Raw genomic sequence first — 15,066 nt, forward strand, 5'->3', positions numbered from 1 at the left:
ACTAATTCAAGAAACGGTGGTGCAGTGTGACCGTGAACACACACGAGGGCGGGAGGCGACCACCACCACGTCGCACGCCGTGAGTGTGGTTCGATCCGCCACGTCGACTGCCCGTCGGCGAAGCCTCTTGCCCGACAGTCAGTTCCAGAAAACCCAGAGCGACAGCCAGCAACGAAGGGATCCACTGTGAGCCGAGAGACCACTGCGAACACCAGCGACAAGCTCACCACGGCCGTAGGCGCACCCGTGCCCGACAACCAGAACGTCGTGACCGCCGGGCCACGCGGGCCGCAGTTGCTGCAGGACGTCTGGTTCCTCGAGAAGCTCGCACATTTCGACCGCGAGGTCATTCCGGAACGTCGCATGCACGCCAAGGGTTCCGGGGCGTACGGAACGTTCACCGTCACGAACGACATCACCCGGTACACCAGCGCGAAGATCTTCTCCGAGGTCGGCAAGAAGACCGAGCTGTTCGCCCGCTTCTCCACCGTCGCCGGTGAACGCGGCGCCGCCGACGCCGAGCGCGACATCCGCGGCTTCGCGGTCAAGTTCTATACCGAAGAAGGCAACTGGGACCTCGTCGGCAACAACACCCCGGTCTTCTTCTTCCGCGACCCGCTGAAGTTCCCCGACCTCAACCACGCCGTCAAGCGTGACCCTCGCACGAATCTGCGGAGCCCCGACAACAATTGGGACTTCTGGACGTCGCTGCCCGAGTCGCTGCACCAGGTCACCATCGTGATGAGTGACCGCGGCATCCCCTCGTCGTACCGGCACATGCACGGATTCGGTTCGCACACCTTCAGTTTCATCAACGCCGAGGGCGAACGCTTCTGGGTGAAGTTCCACCACCGCGTGCAGCAGGGTGTCGAGAACCTCACCGACGCCGAGGCCGAGGCCCTGGTCGGCGCCGACCGCGAGAGCCACCAGCGGGACCTCTTCGACGCCATCGAGGCCGGCAATTTCCCGAAGTGGAAGCTGTGCGTGCAGATCATGCCCGAGGCCGACGCCGACACGGTCCCCTACCACCCGTTCGACCTGACGAAGGTGTGGCCGAAGGCCGACTACCCGCTCATCGAGGTCGGCGAATGGGAACTCAACCGCAACCCCGACAACTACTTCGCCGAGGTCGAACAGGCAGCGTTCAACCCTGCGCACGTCGTGCCCGGCATCAGCTTCTCCCCGGACAAGATGCTCCAGGGCCGGTTGTTCTCCTACGGTGACGCGCAGCGCTACCGCCTCGGTGTGAACAACTACCAGATCCCGGTCAACGCGGCCCGTTGCCCGGTGAGCAACTTCCACCGCGACGGTGCCATGCGGGTCGACGGCAACAACGGTGGCACCCTGCACTACGAGCCGAACAGCTACGGCAAGTGGCAGGAGCAGAGCCGGTACCGCGATCCCGCGCAGGGCGTGGGCGCGTTCGCCGACCGGTTCAACTTCCGCGAGGACGACGACGATTACTTCTCGCAGCCGCGCGTGTTGTTCAACAACATGAGCGACGAGCAGAAGCAGGTGTTGTTCGAGAACACCGCGCGGGCCATCAACGGCGCGTCGCAGCAGGTCGTGCAGCGGCACATCGACAACTGCACCCAGTGCGACCCGGCCTACGGCGAGGGCGTCGCGAAGGCGATCTCCGCGCTGGGCTGAGAACACCCGGGTCCGCCCGGTCCGGGATCGCCCCGGACCGGGCGGACTCTTCTGCCACGAACAGGGTCCGCCGCGGCATATCGTGGACTTCCGGACTCTTTTCGTGGGAGGACTGATGACCGATCCGTCGCCGCAGGACGGGACCCCCCGTTTCAGCGGTCTGCGTGCCCTGTTCGTCAACTGCACCCTGAAGCGGTCTCCCGAAGTGAGCAACACCCAGGGGCTGATCGACCGCAGTGTCGGCCTGATGGAGCAGGAAGGGGTCTCGGTCGACCAGATCCGGGCGGTGGACCACGACATCGCGACCGGCGTGTACCCGGACATGACCGAGCACGGATGGCCGAGCGACGAATGGCCCCCACTGTTTCAGCGGGTGCTGGACGCCGACATCCTGGTCCTGGCCGGTCCGATCTGGCTCGGCGACAACGGTTCCGTCACGAAGCAGGTGATCGAGCGACTGTACGGTTGCTCGTCGATTCTCAACGACCACGGCCAGTACGCCTACTACGGGCGCGCCGGGGGTTGTCTGATCACCGGCAACGAGGACGGTGTCAAGCATTGCGCGATGAACGTCCTCTACAGCCTCCAGCATCTCGGATACGTGATCCCACCGCAGGCAGACGCCGGATGGATCGGTGAGGCCGGCCCGGGCCCCTCGTATCTCGACGAAGGGTCGGGCGGCCCGGAGAACGATTTCACCAACCGCAACACCACGTTCATGACGTACAACCTGATGCACGTCGCCGCGATGCTGAAGCAGGCCGGCGGGTTCCCCGCGTACGGAAATCAACGTTCGGAGTGGGATGCGGGTTGCCGCCCCGACTTCGCCAACCCGGACTACCGCTGATCCGTCCCATCCGAGAGGGAAATCATGTGCCGATTGTTCGGGTTGTCCGCCGCCCCTCATCGCGTCCGCGCCTCGTTCTGGCTGCTGGACGCCCCGGACAGCCTGGCGCAGCAGAGTCACCGCGAGCCGGACGGCACCGGACTCGGCACGTTCGCGGAGGACGGAACTCCGATGGTGGAGAAGCAACCGCTCGCCGCATACGAGGACACAGAGTTCGCGCAGGAGGCGAAGCATCGGTATTCGGCCACGTTCGTCGCGCACATCCGTTTCGCGACCACGGGTGACCTGCTTCCCCAGAACACCCATCCGTTCGCCCAGGACGGTCGCGTCTTCGCCCACAACGGCGTGGTCGAGGACCTGCCGAAACTCGAGGCGGAACTGGGCCCCGACCTCGCGCTCGTTCACGGCGACACCGACTCCGAACGCGTCTTCGCCCTCGTGACCAGTCACATCGGCAGGAACGGCGGCGACGTCACCGCCGGCATCACCTCGGCCGCCCGATGGCTGGCCGACAACGTGCCGATCTACGCGCTCAACATCCTGCTGACCACACCCGGCGAACTGTGGGCGCTACGGTACCCAGACACCCACGACCTGCTTTTCCTCGAGCGGCGCGCGGGCGGTCCGAGCGGTGGTCGCCACCTCCAGCACGCGAGCACTCCCGGCCGGATCCGTGCCAGGTCCGAGCATCTCGCCGAGCATCCGGCGGTGGTCGTCGCCAGCGAGCAGATGGACGAGGATCCCGGCTGGACGCCGCTGCAGTCGGGCGAACTGCTCCACGTCGACCGCGACCTCACCGTCACCCGGGAGGTGATCGTCGATCGCCCACCCCGTTACCCGATCCGCCTCGCCGACCTCAATGCCCGCGCCGCGGCCGCGCAGACCGAGAAGTAATACCGGCGTCGATCAGAACTCGATCCGCACGTGCTCGCTGACGGGGCGGGCCTGGCACGCGAGGATGTAGCCGCTCGCGATGTCCTCGGGATCGAGGATCGACGCGTTGTCCATGTCCACCTCTCCCTGGACCACCGTGCATGCGCAGGAACCGCATTCGCCCTCGCGGCACGAGAAGGGGACGTCGAGGCCCTTCGACAGCATGACGTCGACCAGTGTCGCCTGGCGCGGCCAGCTCAGGTTGTGCGCTTCGCCGTCGAGTTGCACCTCGACCGTCGACGTTCCCGCTTCCGTGTCCGGCAGTTCCTCGACCACAACCTCTGCAAACGGATCCCCGGACAGGGAGGTGAACACCTCGGCGTGCACCCGGTCGCGCGGGACGCCGGCGAGTGCGAGCGACTCGTGGATCGCGTCCATGAAGGGACGCGGTCCGCACAGGTAGGCGCGGTGATCCCGGAACCGGTCCGACAGATTCGCCAGCTGGCGCGGTGTCGGCAGGCCCTGCACGCTCTCGAGCCAGTGGACTACGGTCAGCCGGTGTTCGTGGCGGGCCGCGAGCTCCCGCAACTCGTCGGCGAAAATGACCGACTTCTCGTCCCGGTTCGCGTACACCAGAACGACTTTCCCGTTGCCTTCGCTGAGCGCCGACTTGAGGATCGACATCACCGGGGTGATTCCGCTGCCCGCGGCGAACAGGATCAGGTCTTCGTCCAGGCTGGCCGGAGTGAACACGCCCGCGGGAGGCAGGACCTCGATGCGGTCGCCGACGCCGACGTTGTCGCACAACCAGTGCGAACCGTACCCGCCTGCGGTGCGTTTGATCGTCACCTTCGGCAGGTCGTCGGTGAACGGCGAACTGGCCAGCGAGTAGCACCGGGCGACGGATCCCGTCCGGTCGCTCGGGATGCGCAACGTCAGGAACTGCCCGGGCTTGTAGGCGAATTCGTGCCGACGCTCGTCGGGGACGTCGAACACCAGCGACCGGGCGTCGGACGTCTCCTCCACGACAGCGGCCACGGTGACCACTACTGATCGCGAACTGCGTGGTGTTTCAACGGTCGTCATCGCGACGGTGCCCTCTCGCTACGGTAATTCGATCCTGCCGAAACTAGTGCACATCGACGGCGGCGGCCGCAGCTCTTCCCGCTGTGCGGGACCCGGATCATCGCCGTCACCCCCAACGGGACTGCCCGCCGTCCAGGGGGATGGTGGCCCCGGTGAGGTACCCGGCGTCGTCGCTCACCAGGAACACGACGGCGCGCCCGATGTCGGTTTCGGCGTCGCCGACGCGTCCGAGCGGGATGCCCGCCACGAACTCCGCCGCCTCGTCCGGGTTCCGCTCCATCCACCGCGCGAGGGCCGGACTCTTGGCGTGCGGGGCCACGGACAGCACCCGGATGCCGTCCCGGCCCCACTCGCACGCCGCCGACCTGGTCAGCGAACGCATCCCCTCCTTGATCGAGCCGTAGGCGCCGTAGTTGCTCGCGTCCCAGCGCACGGCCGCCGACGTGACGAGGTTGACGATCACGCCGCCACCGCGCGACTTCATGTGCGGATGGCACGACTGCATCATGCGCAGCGTCGCGAGTGGTCCCGTCGCGAAGGACCGCTCGTACTCCTCGTCGATCACCGACAGGATCGGTCCCGGTGTGCAGTCGTTGGCGTTGTTGACCAGGATGTCGACGCCGCCGAACACGTCCACGGTCCGCTCGACGGCGGACTCGATGTCCGCGCGCCTGCTGACGTCGCACACCACCGGTTCGCCGCGGGCGCCGAGTTCGGCGAGTCGCTCGCACGTGCCGTGCAGTTTCGATTCGGTCCGGCCGGCGACGGCGATCGCCGCGCCCTCCCGGGCGAGGGCCAGGGCGATTCCCTGCCCGATCCCCTGACCCGCACCCGTGATCAGCGCGACCTTGCCGTCGAGTTTGCCCATGTCCACTCCCGTTCCCCTACTATCGAACCAAGCATTTGCTTGTTCTCGGCTTCGTGCCGATTCACCCGATCTCGTTCGAGCGCCAGTTCTCCTCGCGCTCCCTCACTCCGAAGGTTTCCCGTGACAATCCCCCCTCCTCTCGATTTCAGTGGCCGCACCGTCGTCGTGACCGGCGGAACCAAGGGCATCGGTTTCGTCGTCGCCGAATCGTTTCTTGCCGCGGGTGCGAACGTGCTCGTGTGCGGCCGGACCGCACCGGACACGCTGCCCGCGCGCGGTGAGCGCACCGCCGCGTTCCGCGCGACCGACGTCCGCGACCATGCCGACGCCGCCGCTCTGATCGACGAGGCCGTCGCGCGGTTCGGCCGCCTCGACGTCCTCGTCAACAATGCGGGTGGTTCGCCCGACGCCGACGCGGCCACCGTCTCGCCGCGGTTCGTCGAGAAGATCGTCGCGCTGAATCTGCTGGCGCCCTTCACCGTTGCCCAGGCCGCCAACGCGGTGATGCAACAGCAGTCCGACGGCGGTGCCATCGTCAACATCGGCAGCGTCTCCGCCCACGATCCGCAACCCGGCACCGCCGCGTACAGCGCCGCGAAGGCCGGCCTGCTGGTTCTGACGAAAGCGCTTGCGCTCGAGTGGGCTCCGAAGGTCCGCATCAACCACATCACCACGGGTCTCATCCGCACCGAGAGCGCGGCGTCCGTCTACGGTGACGACGGCGGCGCCGCCGTCACCCGGACCCTGCCGATGGGGCGGATGGCGGTGCCGTCCGACATCGCGGACGCCTGCCTGTTCCTGGCGAGCGCGCAGGCGTCGTACGTGAGCGGCGCGGATCTCGCCGTCCACGGCGGCGGCGAGTATCCCGCGCGGTATCTCGCCACCCACTCCTGACCTCCTCGCCGAATGTCACATCGGTTCAGTTGAACTGCGCCGATGTGACATTCGGCGACGAAAGGACGAACGTGCGGTCAGCCGAATGCGGCGCGAGCGCCGGCGATGAGCGGCCGGTCGTCCCGGACGAGTTCGAACGACGCATCACCCGCATCACCCCACGCCCGCAACGACGGCGCGTCGCCCGGGTAGACCGGTGCGGCGAACCGTCCCTCCAGCCGGACGAGGTCGGCCGGGTGGACGTCCAGCGCCCGCGCGAGTTCCAGCGTGCTCGCGGCGAGGGTGCACAGCCCGTGCATGATCGGCCGGGGCTGCCCGATCCGCTCGGCCGCCGCCGGGTCGATGTGGATGTGGTGCCGGTCGCCGGTCAGCCGGTACAGCGCCGCCTGGTTCGCCGCGGTCTGCAGCACAGTCGTCGAGACCGGTTCCCCCCCGGGCCGAGCCGGTTTCGCGGGACCGCGATCGCCACCGAAACCGCCGGCACCGGGCGCGAACAACGACCAGGTGGCGACGAAGAACTCGGACTCGACGCGCACCTCGAACACGGCCGCCGAACCCTTGTCCCACACCTCGCCGACCGACGCCGACAACGCGATCTCACCGCGACGCGGAAGCGGCGCGAGCACCGCCAGTTCCTGCGATCCGTGCAGCGCCGTCTTCGTGTCGAAGGCGCCCCGCGACCCCAGTTCGTCCGGCGCCCACTGTGCCAGGGTGAGAGCGAACGTCGGCAGCACCCGCAGACGCTCCTCGAAGACGAGGTCCAGTTCGGTGGCCCGCGCACCCACCGACAGTGCGTACAGGATGGCGTCGCGCTCGTCGTACCTCACGGTGCGGGTGCCGAGGTCGGTCCCTCGCCACGCTCCTGCCGTCGTGCGCTCGGTTGTCGTCATGATCAGTCCTCTCTGCCCAGGATCAGGCCGCTGGTGGGCACGGCGGTGCCCGCGGTCACCAGCACGTTGCCGATGCCGTCCGGTTGGGTGGTCGACGTTCCCCGGATCAGGCGAACCGCCTCGGCGATCCCGTTGACGCCGTGCAGATAGGCCTCGCCGATCTGGCCGCCGTGGGTGTTCGCCGGGAGTCGGCCGCCGACCTCGAGGTTGCCGTCCCGGATGAAGTCCTTCGCCTCGCCCGGGTCGCAGAACCCGAGTTCCTCGAGTTGCGGGAGGACGAGCGGAGTGAAGTGGTCGTAGAGGATCGCCGCCGAGACGTCGTCGGGCGTGAGACCGCTCTGCCGGTAGAGTTGCCTGGCCACGAGGCCCATTTCGGGTATTCCGGTGATGTCGGGCCGGTAGTAACTGGCCATCATGTGCTGGTCCTTGCCCGAGCCCTGCGCGGCGGCCTTGACGATCGCCGGGATGGTGCGGAGGTCCTTCGCGCGTTCGGCGGAGACGACGACGAGGGCCTGGCCGCCGTCGGTTTCCTGGCAGCAGTCCAGCAGGTGCAGCGGTTCGGCGATCCACCGCGACTTCTGGTGGTCGTCGAGGGTGATGGGCCGCCCGTGGAACCAGGCGGCGGGGTTGTCGGCGGCGTGCTTGCGTGCGACGACCGCGACCCGGCCGAAGTCCTCACTCGTGGCGCCGTACCGATGCATGTACCGACGGGCGAACATCGCCACCCACTGGGCGGGCGTCGACAGTCCCTGCGGGGTCAGCCAGGCGTACGCCGCCCGGTCCGCGGTGCTGTCCATCGGGCGGTCGTGCTGCCCGAGTCCGTAACGCACACCGGACCGTTCGTTGAACGCGCGGTAGCAGACGACGACGTCCGCGATGCCCGTGGCGACGGCCATCGCCGCCTGCTGGACCGTGGCGCACGCGGCGCCGCCGCCGTAACCGGTGCGGGAGAAGAACTTCAGCTCACCGATGCCCGTGTTGCGGGCGACGAGCACCTCCCCGTTCATCTCCGCGGTGTACGTGGACAGTCCGTCGACCTCGGACGGGTCGATGCCCGCGTCGGCGAGTGCGGCGACGATCGCCTCGCACGCCAGTTGCAGTTCGCTTCGTCCCGAGTGCTTGGAGAATTCGGTGGCGCCGATGCCGACGATGGCGGCGGCGCCCGACAGGGGGCTGGTCACAGGTCTCCTCGTGCAGGCCAGGCGACGACGACGGTGCCGGTGGCGTGATCACCGAGGCTGTTCGCGCCGCGGATCTTCACGGTGACGAGGCCGTCGTCCTTCGCGACCACCTCTCCGGTCAGGGTCATCGCGTCGCCGGGGTAGTTGGGGGCACCGAGCTTCACCGCGATCCGGCGCAGCGACGGGCCCGGTCCGGCCCAGTCGGTGACGAACCGCCCCACCAGCCCGTTGGTGGTGAGGATGTTCATGAACACGTCCTTCGACCCCCTCTCCACCGCCAGCGCCGGGTCGTGGTGGACGTCCTGGAAGTCGCGGGTGGCGAGGGCGGTGGCGACGATCAGGGTGCGGGTCAGCGGTATCACCAACTCCGGCAGCCGGTCGCCGATCGTGACGGCGTCGTAGGTCGTGGCGCCGACGGTCGCGGTCATGCGACCACCTCGACCCCGGCCGCCAGCTGCGCGCCCAGACGTGCCAGGTCAGAGCCGGCTCCGCCGAGGGTGGCGGCGAGCTGTTTGCCCCACAGCAGGTGCCGGTGCACCGGGTAGTCGGTGTCGACGCCGATTCCGCCGTGCACGTGCTGGGTGCGGTGGACGACCCGCTGCCCGCCGTCGGTCGCCCACCATTTCGCGACCAGCACAGCGGTTCCCGGATCTTCCCCGCTCGCGAGGAGCCACACGGCCTGCCACAGCGTCACCCGCATGGCCTCGAGGTCGATGTAACAGTCCGCGAGCTGATGGGTGACGGCCTGGAACGTCGCAAGCGGGCGGCCGAACTGGGTGCGCCCGTTGAGGTACGTGACGGCCTGACGCACCGCGCCTTCCCCCACGCCCAGTTGCAGGGCAGCGACCGCCAGTTCCGCTCGTTCGATCAGCCACCGCACCGCGCTACCGTCCGCCGGGCCGACCGGTTCCGCGGGCGCCGCGTCGAACGTGACGTTCGCGCAGATCTCGTGCGTGGTCGACTCCGCCTGCTGCGCAGTCACGCCCGCGGCCCCCGGGCGCACCAGGAACAGCGCCGGACCGCTGTGTGTGGTCGCGGAGACGAGGAGGCGTTCGGCCAGGTGCGCCACGGGCACCGCGGCCTTGGCGCCGTGCACCTGCCACCGGCCGTCCACCTCGCGTGCCGTCGTCGCCGGATCGCCCGCGACGTACGGTCCGAACTCCTCGAGCCCGACCGTGAGGATCAGGCCGCCGTCGGCCGCCGCGGGGACCAGCGCGGCGCGTTGGTCCGGCGTCCCGAACTCGGCGATCGCGAGCGCGCCGAGCATGTGTGGCCACAACGGAACCGGCGCCACGGTCCGGCCCTGCTCCTCGAGCAGGACGTACAGTTCGGCGAGTCCCATGCCGCCGCCGCCGAGATTCTCGGGCAGGGCGATGCCGAGCAGCCCGGTGGTGGCCAGTTCGCGCCACAGTTCCCGGTCGATCCGGTCGGCGCTCGATTCGACGTCCTTGATCCGCTCGGGTCGCGACGTGGCAGCGAACACGTCCGCGGCCAGTCCGCGCACCGCTTCCTGCTCCTCGCCGAATGTGAAATCCATCAGTGGTCCTCCGATGCAGCGGGCCGGAACGCGGGAAGTGTGAGTTCCGGGTCGGCGTCGATCCAGTCCAGTTCCACGGGCATTCCGATGTGCACGTGACCGGGTTCGACGCCTGTCATGTTGGCGATCAGGCGGGTGCCTTCCTCGAGTTCGATCACCGCGACGATCAGTGGGTAGTCGAAGGCATCGATCTTCGGGTGGTGATTGACGACGAACGTGTAGACGGTGCCCCGCCCCGACGCGTCGACGGTGTCCCACTCGATGGAGCGGCACTCCCCACACATCGGTCCGGTCGGGTGCCGCAGCACACCGCAGCTCGTGCACCGCTGAATGACGAGGCGGTGCTCGCGTGCGGCCGCGAACCAGAAGGCGTTGTCGTCGTTGAGAGCGGGCCGCGGGCGAAGCGGGCGCGGGGCCGGACGTTCGGCAGGCCGGAATCGGAGTGTCCGCCACCGCTGGGTTCCGACGATCTCGCCGTCGCCGTTGCGGTACGTCTTGAGGGTGGTGACGAAATGTCCGGCACCGAGACCGGTCTGCTTCTCCGCGGAGACGGACTCGACCACCTCGGTCGTGCTCACCCGGTCGCCGGGGCGCAGTTCGGCGAAGTATTCCTGGTCGGAATCGGTGGCGACGACGGACGTGAATCCCGCCTCGTCGAGTGTGGCGATCAGTTCCGTCCAGACCGGTGACGGGTCGGCGCCGGACATCTTGTCGGCGAATGTGCGCATCGTCCACACCTGCAGCATCTGGGCGGGTGCGACGGCGCCGCCGCGGCCGGTGGCGCGCGCGGCGTCGTCGTCGAGGTAGACCGGGCTCGTGTCGCCCATCGCCTCGGCCCAGTGCCGGATCATGGGCGTGTTCACCGGGTCGGGACCCCAGGTGGCCGGGACGATCGTCCGTCCCTCGAAGGCGCGGAGCCGGGTGAGGAGTTCGCTCATTTCACCCTCGTCTCGCGGGCGAGTCCGAGGCCGAGGGTGCCGACCATGTCGCGGAGCACCTCGTTGACGCCGCCGCCGAACGTGTTCACCACGCTTTGACGCGAGATCTGTTCGATCTGGCCGGCGAGGATCGCGCCCGGCGAACCCGGACGCAGCCGTCCGGCGGCACCGAGGATCCCGAGCAGCGTGCGATAGACGTCGACGTGGGTTTCGGTGCCGTACGTCTTGGTGGCGCCGGCGTCGGCCCCCGACAACGCATCCCGCGCGACCGCGGCGGTCATCTTCCAGTTCAGTAGTCGCATCGCCTCGAGCTTCGCGTGCGTGCGCGCGAAGTCCATCTGCACCCACGGAGTGTCGAGTGCCCCGTTCTGCCCGGCCCAGTCGAGGACCTGGTGCCACAGGCCGAGCGTGCGGCCGCCGAGCGCGGCGAGCCCGATGCGTTCGTGATTGAGCTGCGCGGTGATCAGCTGCCACCCGCCGTCGACGTCGCCCACGACGTCCTGATCGCCGACCCTGATCCCGCTGTAGTAGGTCGACGTGACCGTCAGCCCGCCCACGGTGTGGATCGGTGACCAGCTGAAGCCTGGATCGTCGGTGGGAACGATGAGGATCGAGATGCCCTTGTGCTTGGGGGCATCCGCATCGGTGCGGCACGCCAGCCACACGTAGTCGGCCGTGTTGGCGCCACTGGTGAAGATCTTGTTGCCGTCGACCACCCACGTGTCCCCGTCGCGCACGGCCCGGGTCTGCAGCGAGGCGAGGTCGGTGCCGGCTTCCGGTTCGGTGTAGCCGATGGCGAAGACGATGTCGCCGGCCAGGATTCCGGGAAGGAACCGCGCCTTCTGCTCCTCGGTGCCGTACTTCATCAGGGTGGGGCCGACCGTGTTGACGGTGACGAACGGGAACGGCAGTCCGGCGCGTTGCACCTCGTCGAAGAACACGAATTGGTCTTCGATCGACCGTCCCTGTCCGCCGTACTCCACCGGCCAGCCGACACCCAGCCAGCCGTCCTTGCCCAGCAGCCGCGCGATGTCGCGGAAATGCTCTCCGCCCACACCCTCCTCACCCGCGGTCCGCCGCGTCTCCTCCGGCAACAGCGCCGCGAAATAGGCGCGCAACTCCCGCCGGAGTTCCCGCTGCCCGGGCGATTCCCTCACATCCATCGGCGTTCTCCTCAAACCTGTTCGTGGCTGTCGCCACGGGTGTTCTGGACGCTAACCAGCACTCCCACGCCTCGGTGCCGATGTCTCGGTCAGCGGGAGGCGGCTGTCGCCGATGCCGCACGTCCGCTGGAATGGTGGAATGGCCACCGGATTCGCTCTCACCGAACTCACCGCCCGCTATGCGCGGGCCGTCGACCGGCGCGAGGCGGCGACGCTCGCGGCGTTGTTCGACCCCGACGCGACGTTCGTCCTCCCGCCCGCGTTGACGGGCACCGGCGCGGCAACGGAACTCCGCGGCAGCGGCGTGCTCGCGTCCGCCGTCGTGGACGCGGTCTCGCATCTGCAGTCCACCCGGCACGTCGTGCACCAGCAGGTGATCGACGTGGACGGGTCGACGGCGTCGGGCGAGACGTACTGCACGGCACACCACGTCTATGCCGGACGAAACGGATTCCGCGACAACCGGATCGCGTTGCGCTACCACGACCGGTACGTGCTCGGCGACACCGGCTGGCAGTTCTCCCGGCGCGAACTGATCGTCGACTTCAGCGAGGACCTGCCGGTCACCGTGCCGGACTGAGCCCCAACCGCGCCGAGCAGGCGGCCATCTCGTCGATGACCTGGCCGAGGGACTGCGCGTGCCGGGACGCCGACAGCACGAGCCGATTCGCGCCCAGGTCCCGGGACCGGTCGAGTGTGGCCTCGTCCAGCCGCGGCAGCGTGGCACCCAGCACGAGGTCGACGTCGGCGGGATCGCGGCCGGCGTCCGCTGCCGCCGCCCGCATCCGGGAAATCGCCCGGTCCAGGTCGTCGCCGGCCAGGCCGAGCGGCTGGAACCCGTCGCCGAGCCGCCCGGCCCGCCGTGCGGCCGCCGGGCTGTGTCCGCCGATGAAGAGCGGCACTCCCGAATTCCGGTGGGGTTTGGGCCAGCTCTGGGCACCGCGGAAGGAGAAGTGTTCACCCGCGAAGTCGACGGCGCCGGTACCCGACCACAGCGCCCGCATCACCGCGATCGCCTCGTCGGCGACCGCGCCGCGCCGGTCGAAGTCGCCGCCGCAGGCCTCGATCTCCTCGCGCATCCAGCCGAGACCGAGGCAGATGCGGAGACGCCCCGCGGACAGCCGGTCCAGGGTGGCGAGACGCTTCGCCAGCACCACCGGGTGGTGGTTGGGCAGCACCAGCACTCCCGTCGCGAGTCCCAGGGTCGTCGTGGCGCCGGCGACGAACGACAGCAGTTCCAGCGGGTCCGGCAGGCTGCAGTCGTCGGGCAGGTGCGACTTGCCGGTGGGCGAGTACGGATAGGCACTCGCCGTGTCCGCGATAACGACCGAATGCTCGACGGCGGAGATCTCGTCGAATCCGAGTGATTCGGCGGCCCTCGCGAATTCGAGTATCCATTCGGGCTCGCCCGCCCGTCCCAGCTCGACGGGAACCACCACACCCAGTTTCATGTCACCCTCACCGTCACACGTGCAGGAATCGTTGCCGGCCGTGCGTGTGGAACTCCTGCTCCAGCGCGGCCTTCTCACTGTCGGTCATCTCGTGGTACTCGGGAACACCGCGTCCCACCCACCGGAAGACCGGATCGTCGCAACGCCAGCGCTGTTCCTGCAGCGTTCGTTTGAGCACCTTGTTCGATCCCGTCACCGGCAGGTCCGTCGACACCCGGACGAAGCGCGGTGCGGCCTTCGTGCCCAGGTCGTCCTGGCTACCGAGGAACGTGGCGAACTCCGCCGGATCGAAATCGGTCGGATCCGACACCTCGACGGCCGCCATCACCTGATCGCCCGACCGCGGGTCCGGGACGGCGAACACGCCGGTGGCGACCACTTTCGGGTGGCGGCGCAGAATCCGCTCCACCATCAACGCCGAGGTGTTCTCCCCGTCCACGCGGATCCAGTCGCCCTTCCGGCCGGCGAAGTAGATGAAGCCGGCCTCGTCGACGTACCCGAGGTCGCCCGTCCAGTACCAACCGTGCCGGATGCGGTCCGCGATCGCGTCCTCGTTCTTGTAGTAGCCCTCGAACCGCGACGCGCCGGCCTTGTCGACCATTTCGCCGATCGCCTCGTCCGGGTTGAGTACGCGACCGTGCTCGTCGAGCCGCGCCCGCGCCTTTTCCGCGCGGGTGTCGGGGTCGACGATGACGATGTTCTCATTCGCGGGTCTGCCGAGCGCACCGTCGGGGGCGTCGGGGTCGAGCGTCACCGAACCGGCGCCCTCGCTCGAGCCGTACCCTTCGTACAGTTCGGCGCCGAACCGGCGGACGAATTCGGTCTTGTCCTCCGGGGACGCCTCGGTCCCGAAACCGCGGACGAGCGTGTTGTCCCGGTCGTCGGGTTGCTCCGGTGTGGCCATCAGGTACGCCAGCGCCTTGCCGACGTAGGTGAAGAACGTGGCGCCGAAGAACCGGACGTCGGGCAGGAATCCGGACGCGGAGAACTTGCGCGGCAGGCAGACGGTGGCGCCGTTGGCGAGTGCGGGCGCCCACAGCGCCATCAGCGCGTTGCCGTGGAACAGCGGCATGCAGCAGTAGTCGACGTCCTCGCGCACGTGCCCGTACTTGACGGTGTTGGCGTACGCCAGCCGGGCGAGCCGGCCCTGACTGCACCGCACCGCTTTCGACGTGCCGGTGGTGCCGGACGTGAACAGCAGAAGGAACAGCGTCGACGCGTCGATCCCGGGATCCCAGGCCGGACTCTCGACGGTGTGGGACGCGACGCGTTCGGTGTAGGCCGGATCGTCGACCAGCAGAAACCGGTCGTCGGACAGCCCGAGGTCGAGACCGGCGAGCTGCGCCTTCCCCGCGGTGTCCGTGACGATCAGCTGGCAGTCGACGTACCGGATCTCGGCCTCGAGTTCCGCGCCGCGGCGGGTCGGATTGATGCCGACGATCGTGGCGCCGGCGAGCGCGGCGCCGCCCAGCCAGAACAGGAACTCGGGGGTGTTCTCGAGCAGGACTCCGACGTGGAACGGTCCGTCGCGCCGCAACGAGGACGCGACGGCCCCGCGGGCCGCACTCTCGCGGACCACCTCGTCCCAGGTCCAATCCTGTTCCCTGGTTCGGACTCCCAGCCTGTCGTCACCCAGCCGGTCGAGCAGCATCTCGGCGATCGTGGTGCGTTCCAACTCCATCTCTCCT

Annotated in this window: 15 protein-coding genes; 5 read left to right on the plus strand and 10 right to left on the minus strand. The window is 68.7% G+C overall.

What is annotated here, in order from left to right:
* The first annotated feature begins 186 nt into the window (after positions 1-186).
* The 3 genes from QM841_RS06790 (at position 187) to QM841_RS06800 (ending at position 3,391) form a co-directional block, all read left to right on the plus strand.
* Positions 187-1,650, plus strand: a complete 1,464-nt coding sequence (locus QM841_RS06790) for a catalase (RefSeq protein WP_283331363.1) — start codon at positions 187-189, stop codon at positions 1,648-1,650.
* Between the two features lie 115 nt (positions 1,651-1,765).
* Entirely contained in the window at positions 1,766-2,497 is a 732-nt protein-coding gene (locus tag QM841_RS06795) for a flavodoxin family protein (protein WP_283331364.1), read from the plus strand.
* A gap of 24 nt (positions 2,498-2,521) precedes the next feature.
* Entirely contained in the window at positions 2,522-3,391 is an 870-nt protein-coding gene (locus QM841_RS06800; RefSeq protein ID WP_280781519.1) for a class II glutamine amidotransferase, read from the plus strand.
* Between the two features lie 12 nt (positions 3,392-3,403).
* Here QM841_RS06800 and QM841_RS06805 read toward each other — a convergent pair whose 3' ends face one another.
* Entirely contained in the window at positions 3,404-4,456 is a 1,053-nt protein-coding gene (locus QM841_RS06805) for a ferredoxin--NADP reductase (protein WP_283331365.1), read from the minus strand.
* 106 nt (positions 4,457-4,562) lie between these two features.
* The gene (locus QM841_RS06810) at positions 4,563-5,324 is read right to left on the minus strand and encodes an SDR family NAD(P)-dependent oxidoreductase (protein WP_283331366.1); all 762 of its coding nucleotides are present in this window, start codon (positions 5,322-5,324) and stop codon (positions 4,563-4,565) included.
* Between the two features lie 120 nt (positions 5,325-5,444).
* Between QM841_RS06810 and QM841_RS06815 the strand changes: the two genes are divergently transcribed.
* Complete coding sequence (locus QM841_RS06815) at positions 5,445-6,218, plus strand: SDR family oxidoreductase (protein WP_283331368.1); 774 nt, start codon at positions 5,445-5,447, stop codon at positions 6,216-6,218.
* Between the two features lie 77 nt (positions 6,219-6,295).
* On the opposite strand, the gene QM841_RS06820 is transcribed toward QM841_RS06815, so the two are convergent.
* From QM841_RS06820 to QM841_RS06845, 6 genes are read right to left on the minus strand one after another with little or no spacing between them, the layout of a single operon-like run.
* Positions 6,296-7,108 (minus strand): MaoC/PaaZ C-terminal domain-containing protein, encoded by an 813-nt coding sequence (locus QM841_RS06820; protein ID WP_283331369.1) that lies wholly within the window; start codon positions 7,106-7,108, stop codon positions 6,296-6,298.
* Between the two features lie 2 nt (positions 7,109-7,110).
* Positions 7,111-8,289 carry a lipid-transfer protein gene (locus QM841_RS06825; RefSeq protein ID WP_283331370.1) on the minus strand — a complete coding sequence of 393 codons (1,179 nt, stop codon included), beginning with the start codon at positions 8,287-8,289 and terminating at the stop codon, positions 7,111-7,113.
* Positions 8,286-8,717, minus strand: a complete 432-nt coding sequence (locus tag QM841_RS06830; protein WP_283331371.1) for a MaoC family dehydratase — start codon at positions 8,715-8,717, stop codon at positions 8,286-8,288. The genes QM841_RS06825 and QM841_RS06830 overlap by 4 nt, the downstream gene beginning before the upstream one ends.
* Positions 8,714-9,826, minus strand: a complete 1,113-nt coding sequence (locus tag QM841_RS06835; RefSeq protein WP_283331372.1) for an acyl-CoA dehydrogenase family protein — start codon at positions 9,824-9,826, stop codon at positions 8,714-8,716. The genes QM841_RS06830 and QM841_RS06835 overlap by 4 nt, the downstream gene beginning before the upstream one ends.
* Entirely contained in the window at positions 9,826-10,764 is a 939-nt protein-coding gene (locus tag QM841_RS06840) for a bifunctional MaoC family dehydratase N-terminal/OB-fold nucleic acid binding domain-containing protein (protein ID WP_283331373.1), read from the minus strand. Before QM841_RS06840 ends, QM841_RS06835 begins: the two co-directional genes overlap by 1 nt.
* A complete protein-coding gene (locus QM841_RS06845) occupies positions 10,761-11,927 on the minus strand; it encodes an acyl-CoA dehydrogenase family protein (RefSeq protein WP_283331374.1) in 1,167 nt (388 codons plus the stop codon). The genes QM841_RS06840 and QM841_RS06845 overlap by 4 nt, the downstream gene beginning before the upstream one ends.
* Before the next feature lie 139 nt (positions 11,928-12,066).
* On the opposite strand from QM841_RS06845, the gene QM841_RS06850 reads away from it, so the two are divergent.
* A complete protein-coding gene (locus tag QM841_RS06850; protein ID WP_283331375.1) occupies positions 12,067-12,507 on the plus strand; it encodes a nuclear transport factor 2 family protein in 441 nt (146 codons plus the stop codon).
* Here the strand turns inward: QM841_RS06850 and QM841_RS06855 are convergent.
* Together QM841_RS06855 and casI are read right to left on the minus strand one after the other, a co-directional pair.
* Positions 12,491-13,378 (minus strand): LLM class F420-dependent oxidoreductase, encoded by an 888-nt coding sequence (locus QM841_RS06855; RefSeq protein ID WP_283331376.1) that lies wholly within the window; start codon positions 13,376-13,378, stop codon positions 12,491-12,493. The two genes, QM841_RS06850 and QM841_RS06855, sit on opposite strands and share 17 nt — an antisense overlap.
* Positions 13,379-13,391: 13 nt before the next feature.
* Positions 13,392-15,059, minus strand: coding sequence for a steroid-22-oyl-CoA synthetase (casI, locus tag QM841_RS06860; protein ID WP_283331597.1), 1,668 nt, complete (start codon positions 15,057-15,059; stop codon positions 13,392-13,394).
* Between the last annotated feature and the right edge of the window lie 7 nt (positions 15,060-15,066).

Origin of the sequence: Rhodococcus sp. IEGM 1307, from assembly GCF_030056915.1 — a bacterium.
GTDB lineage: Bacteria > Actinomycetota > Actinomycetes > Mycobacteriales > Mycobacteriaceae > Rhodococcus_F > Rhodococcus_F opacus_D.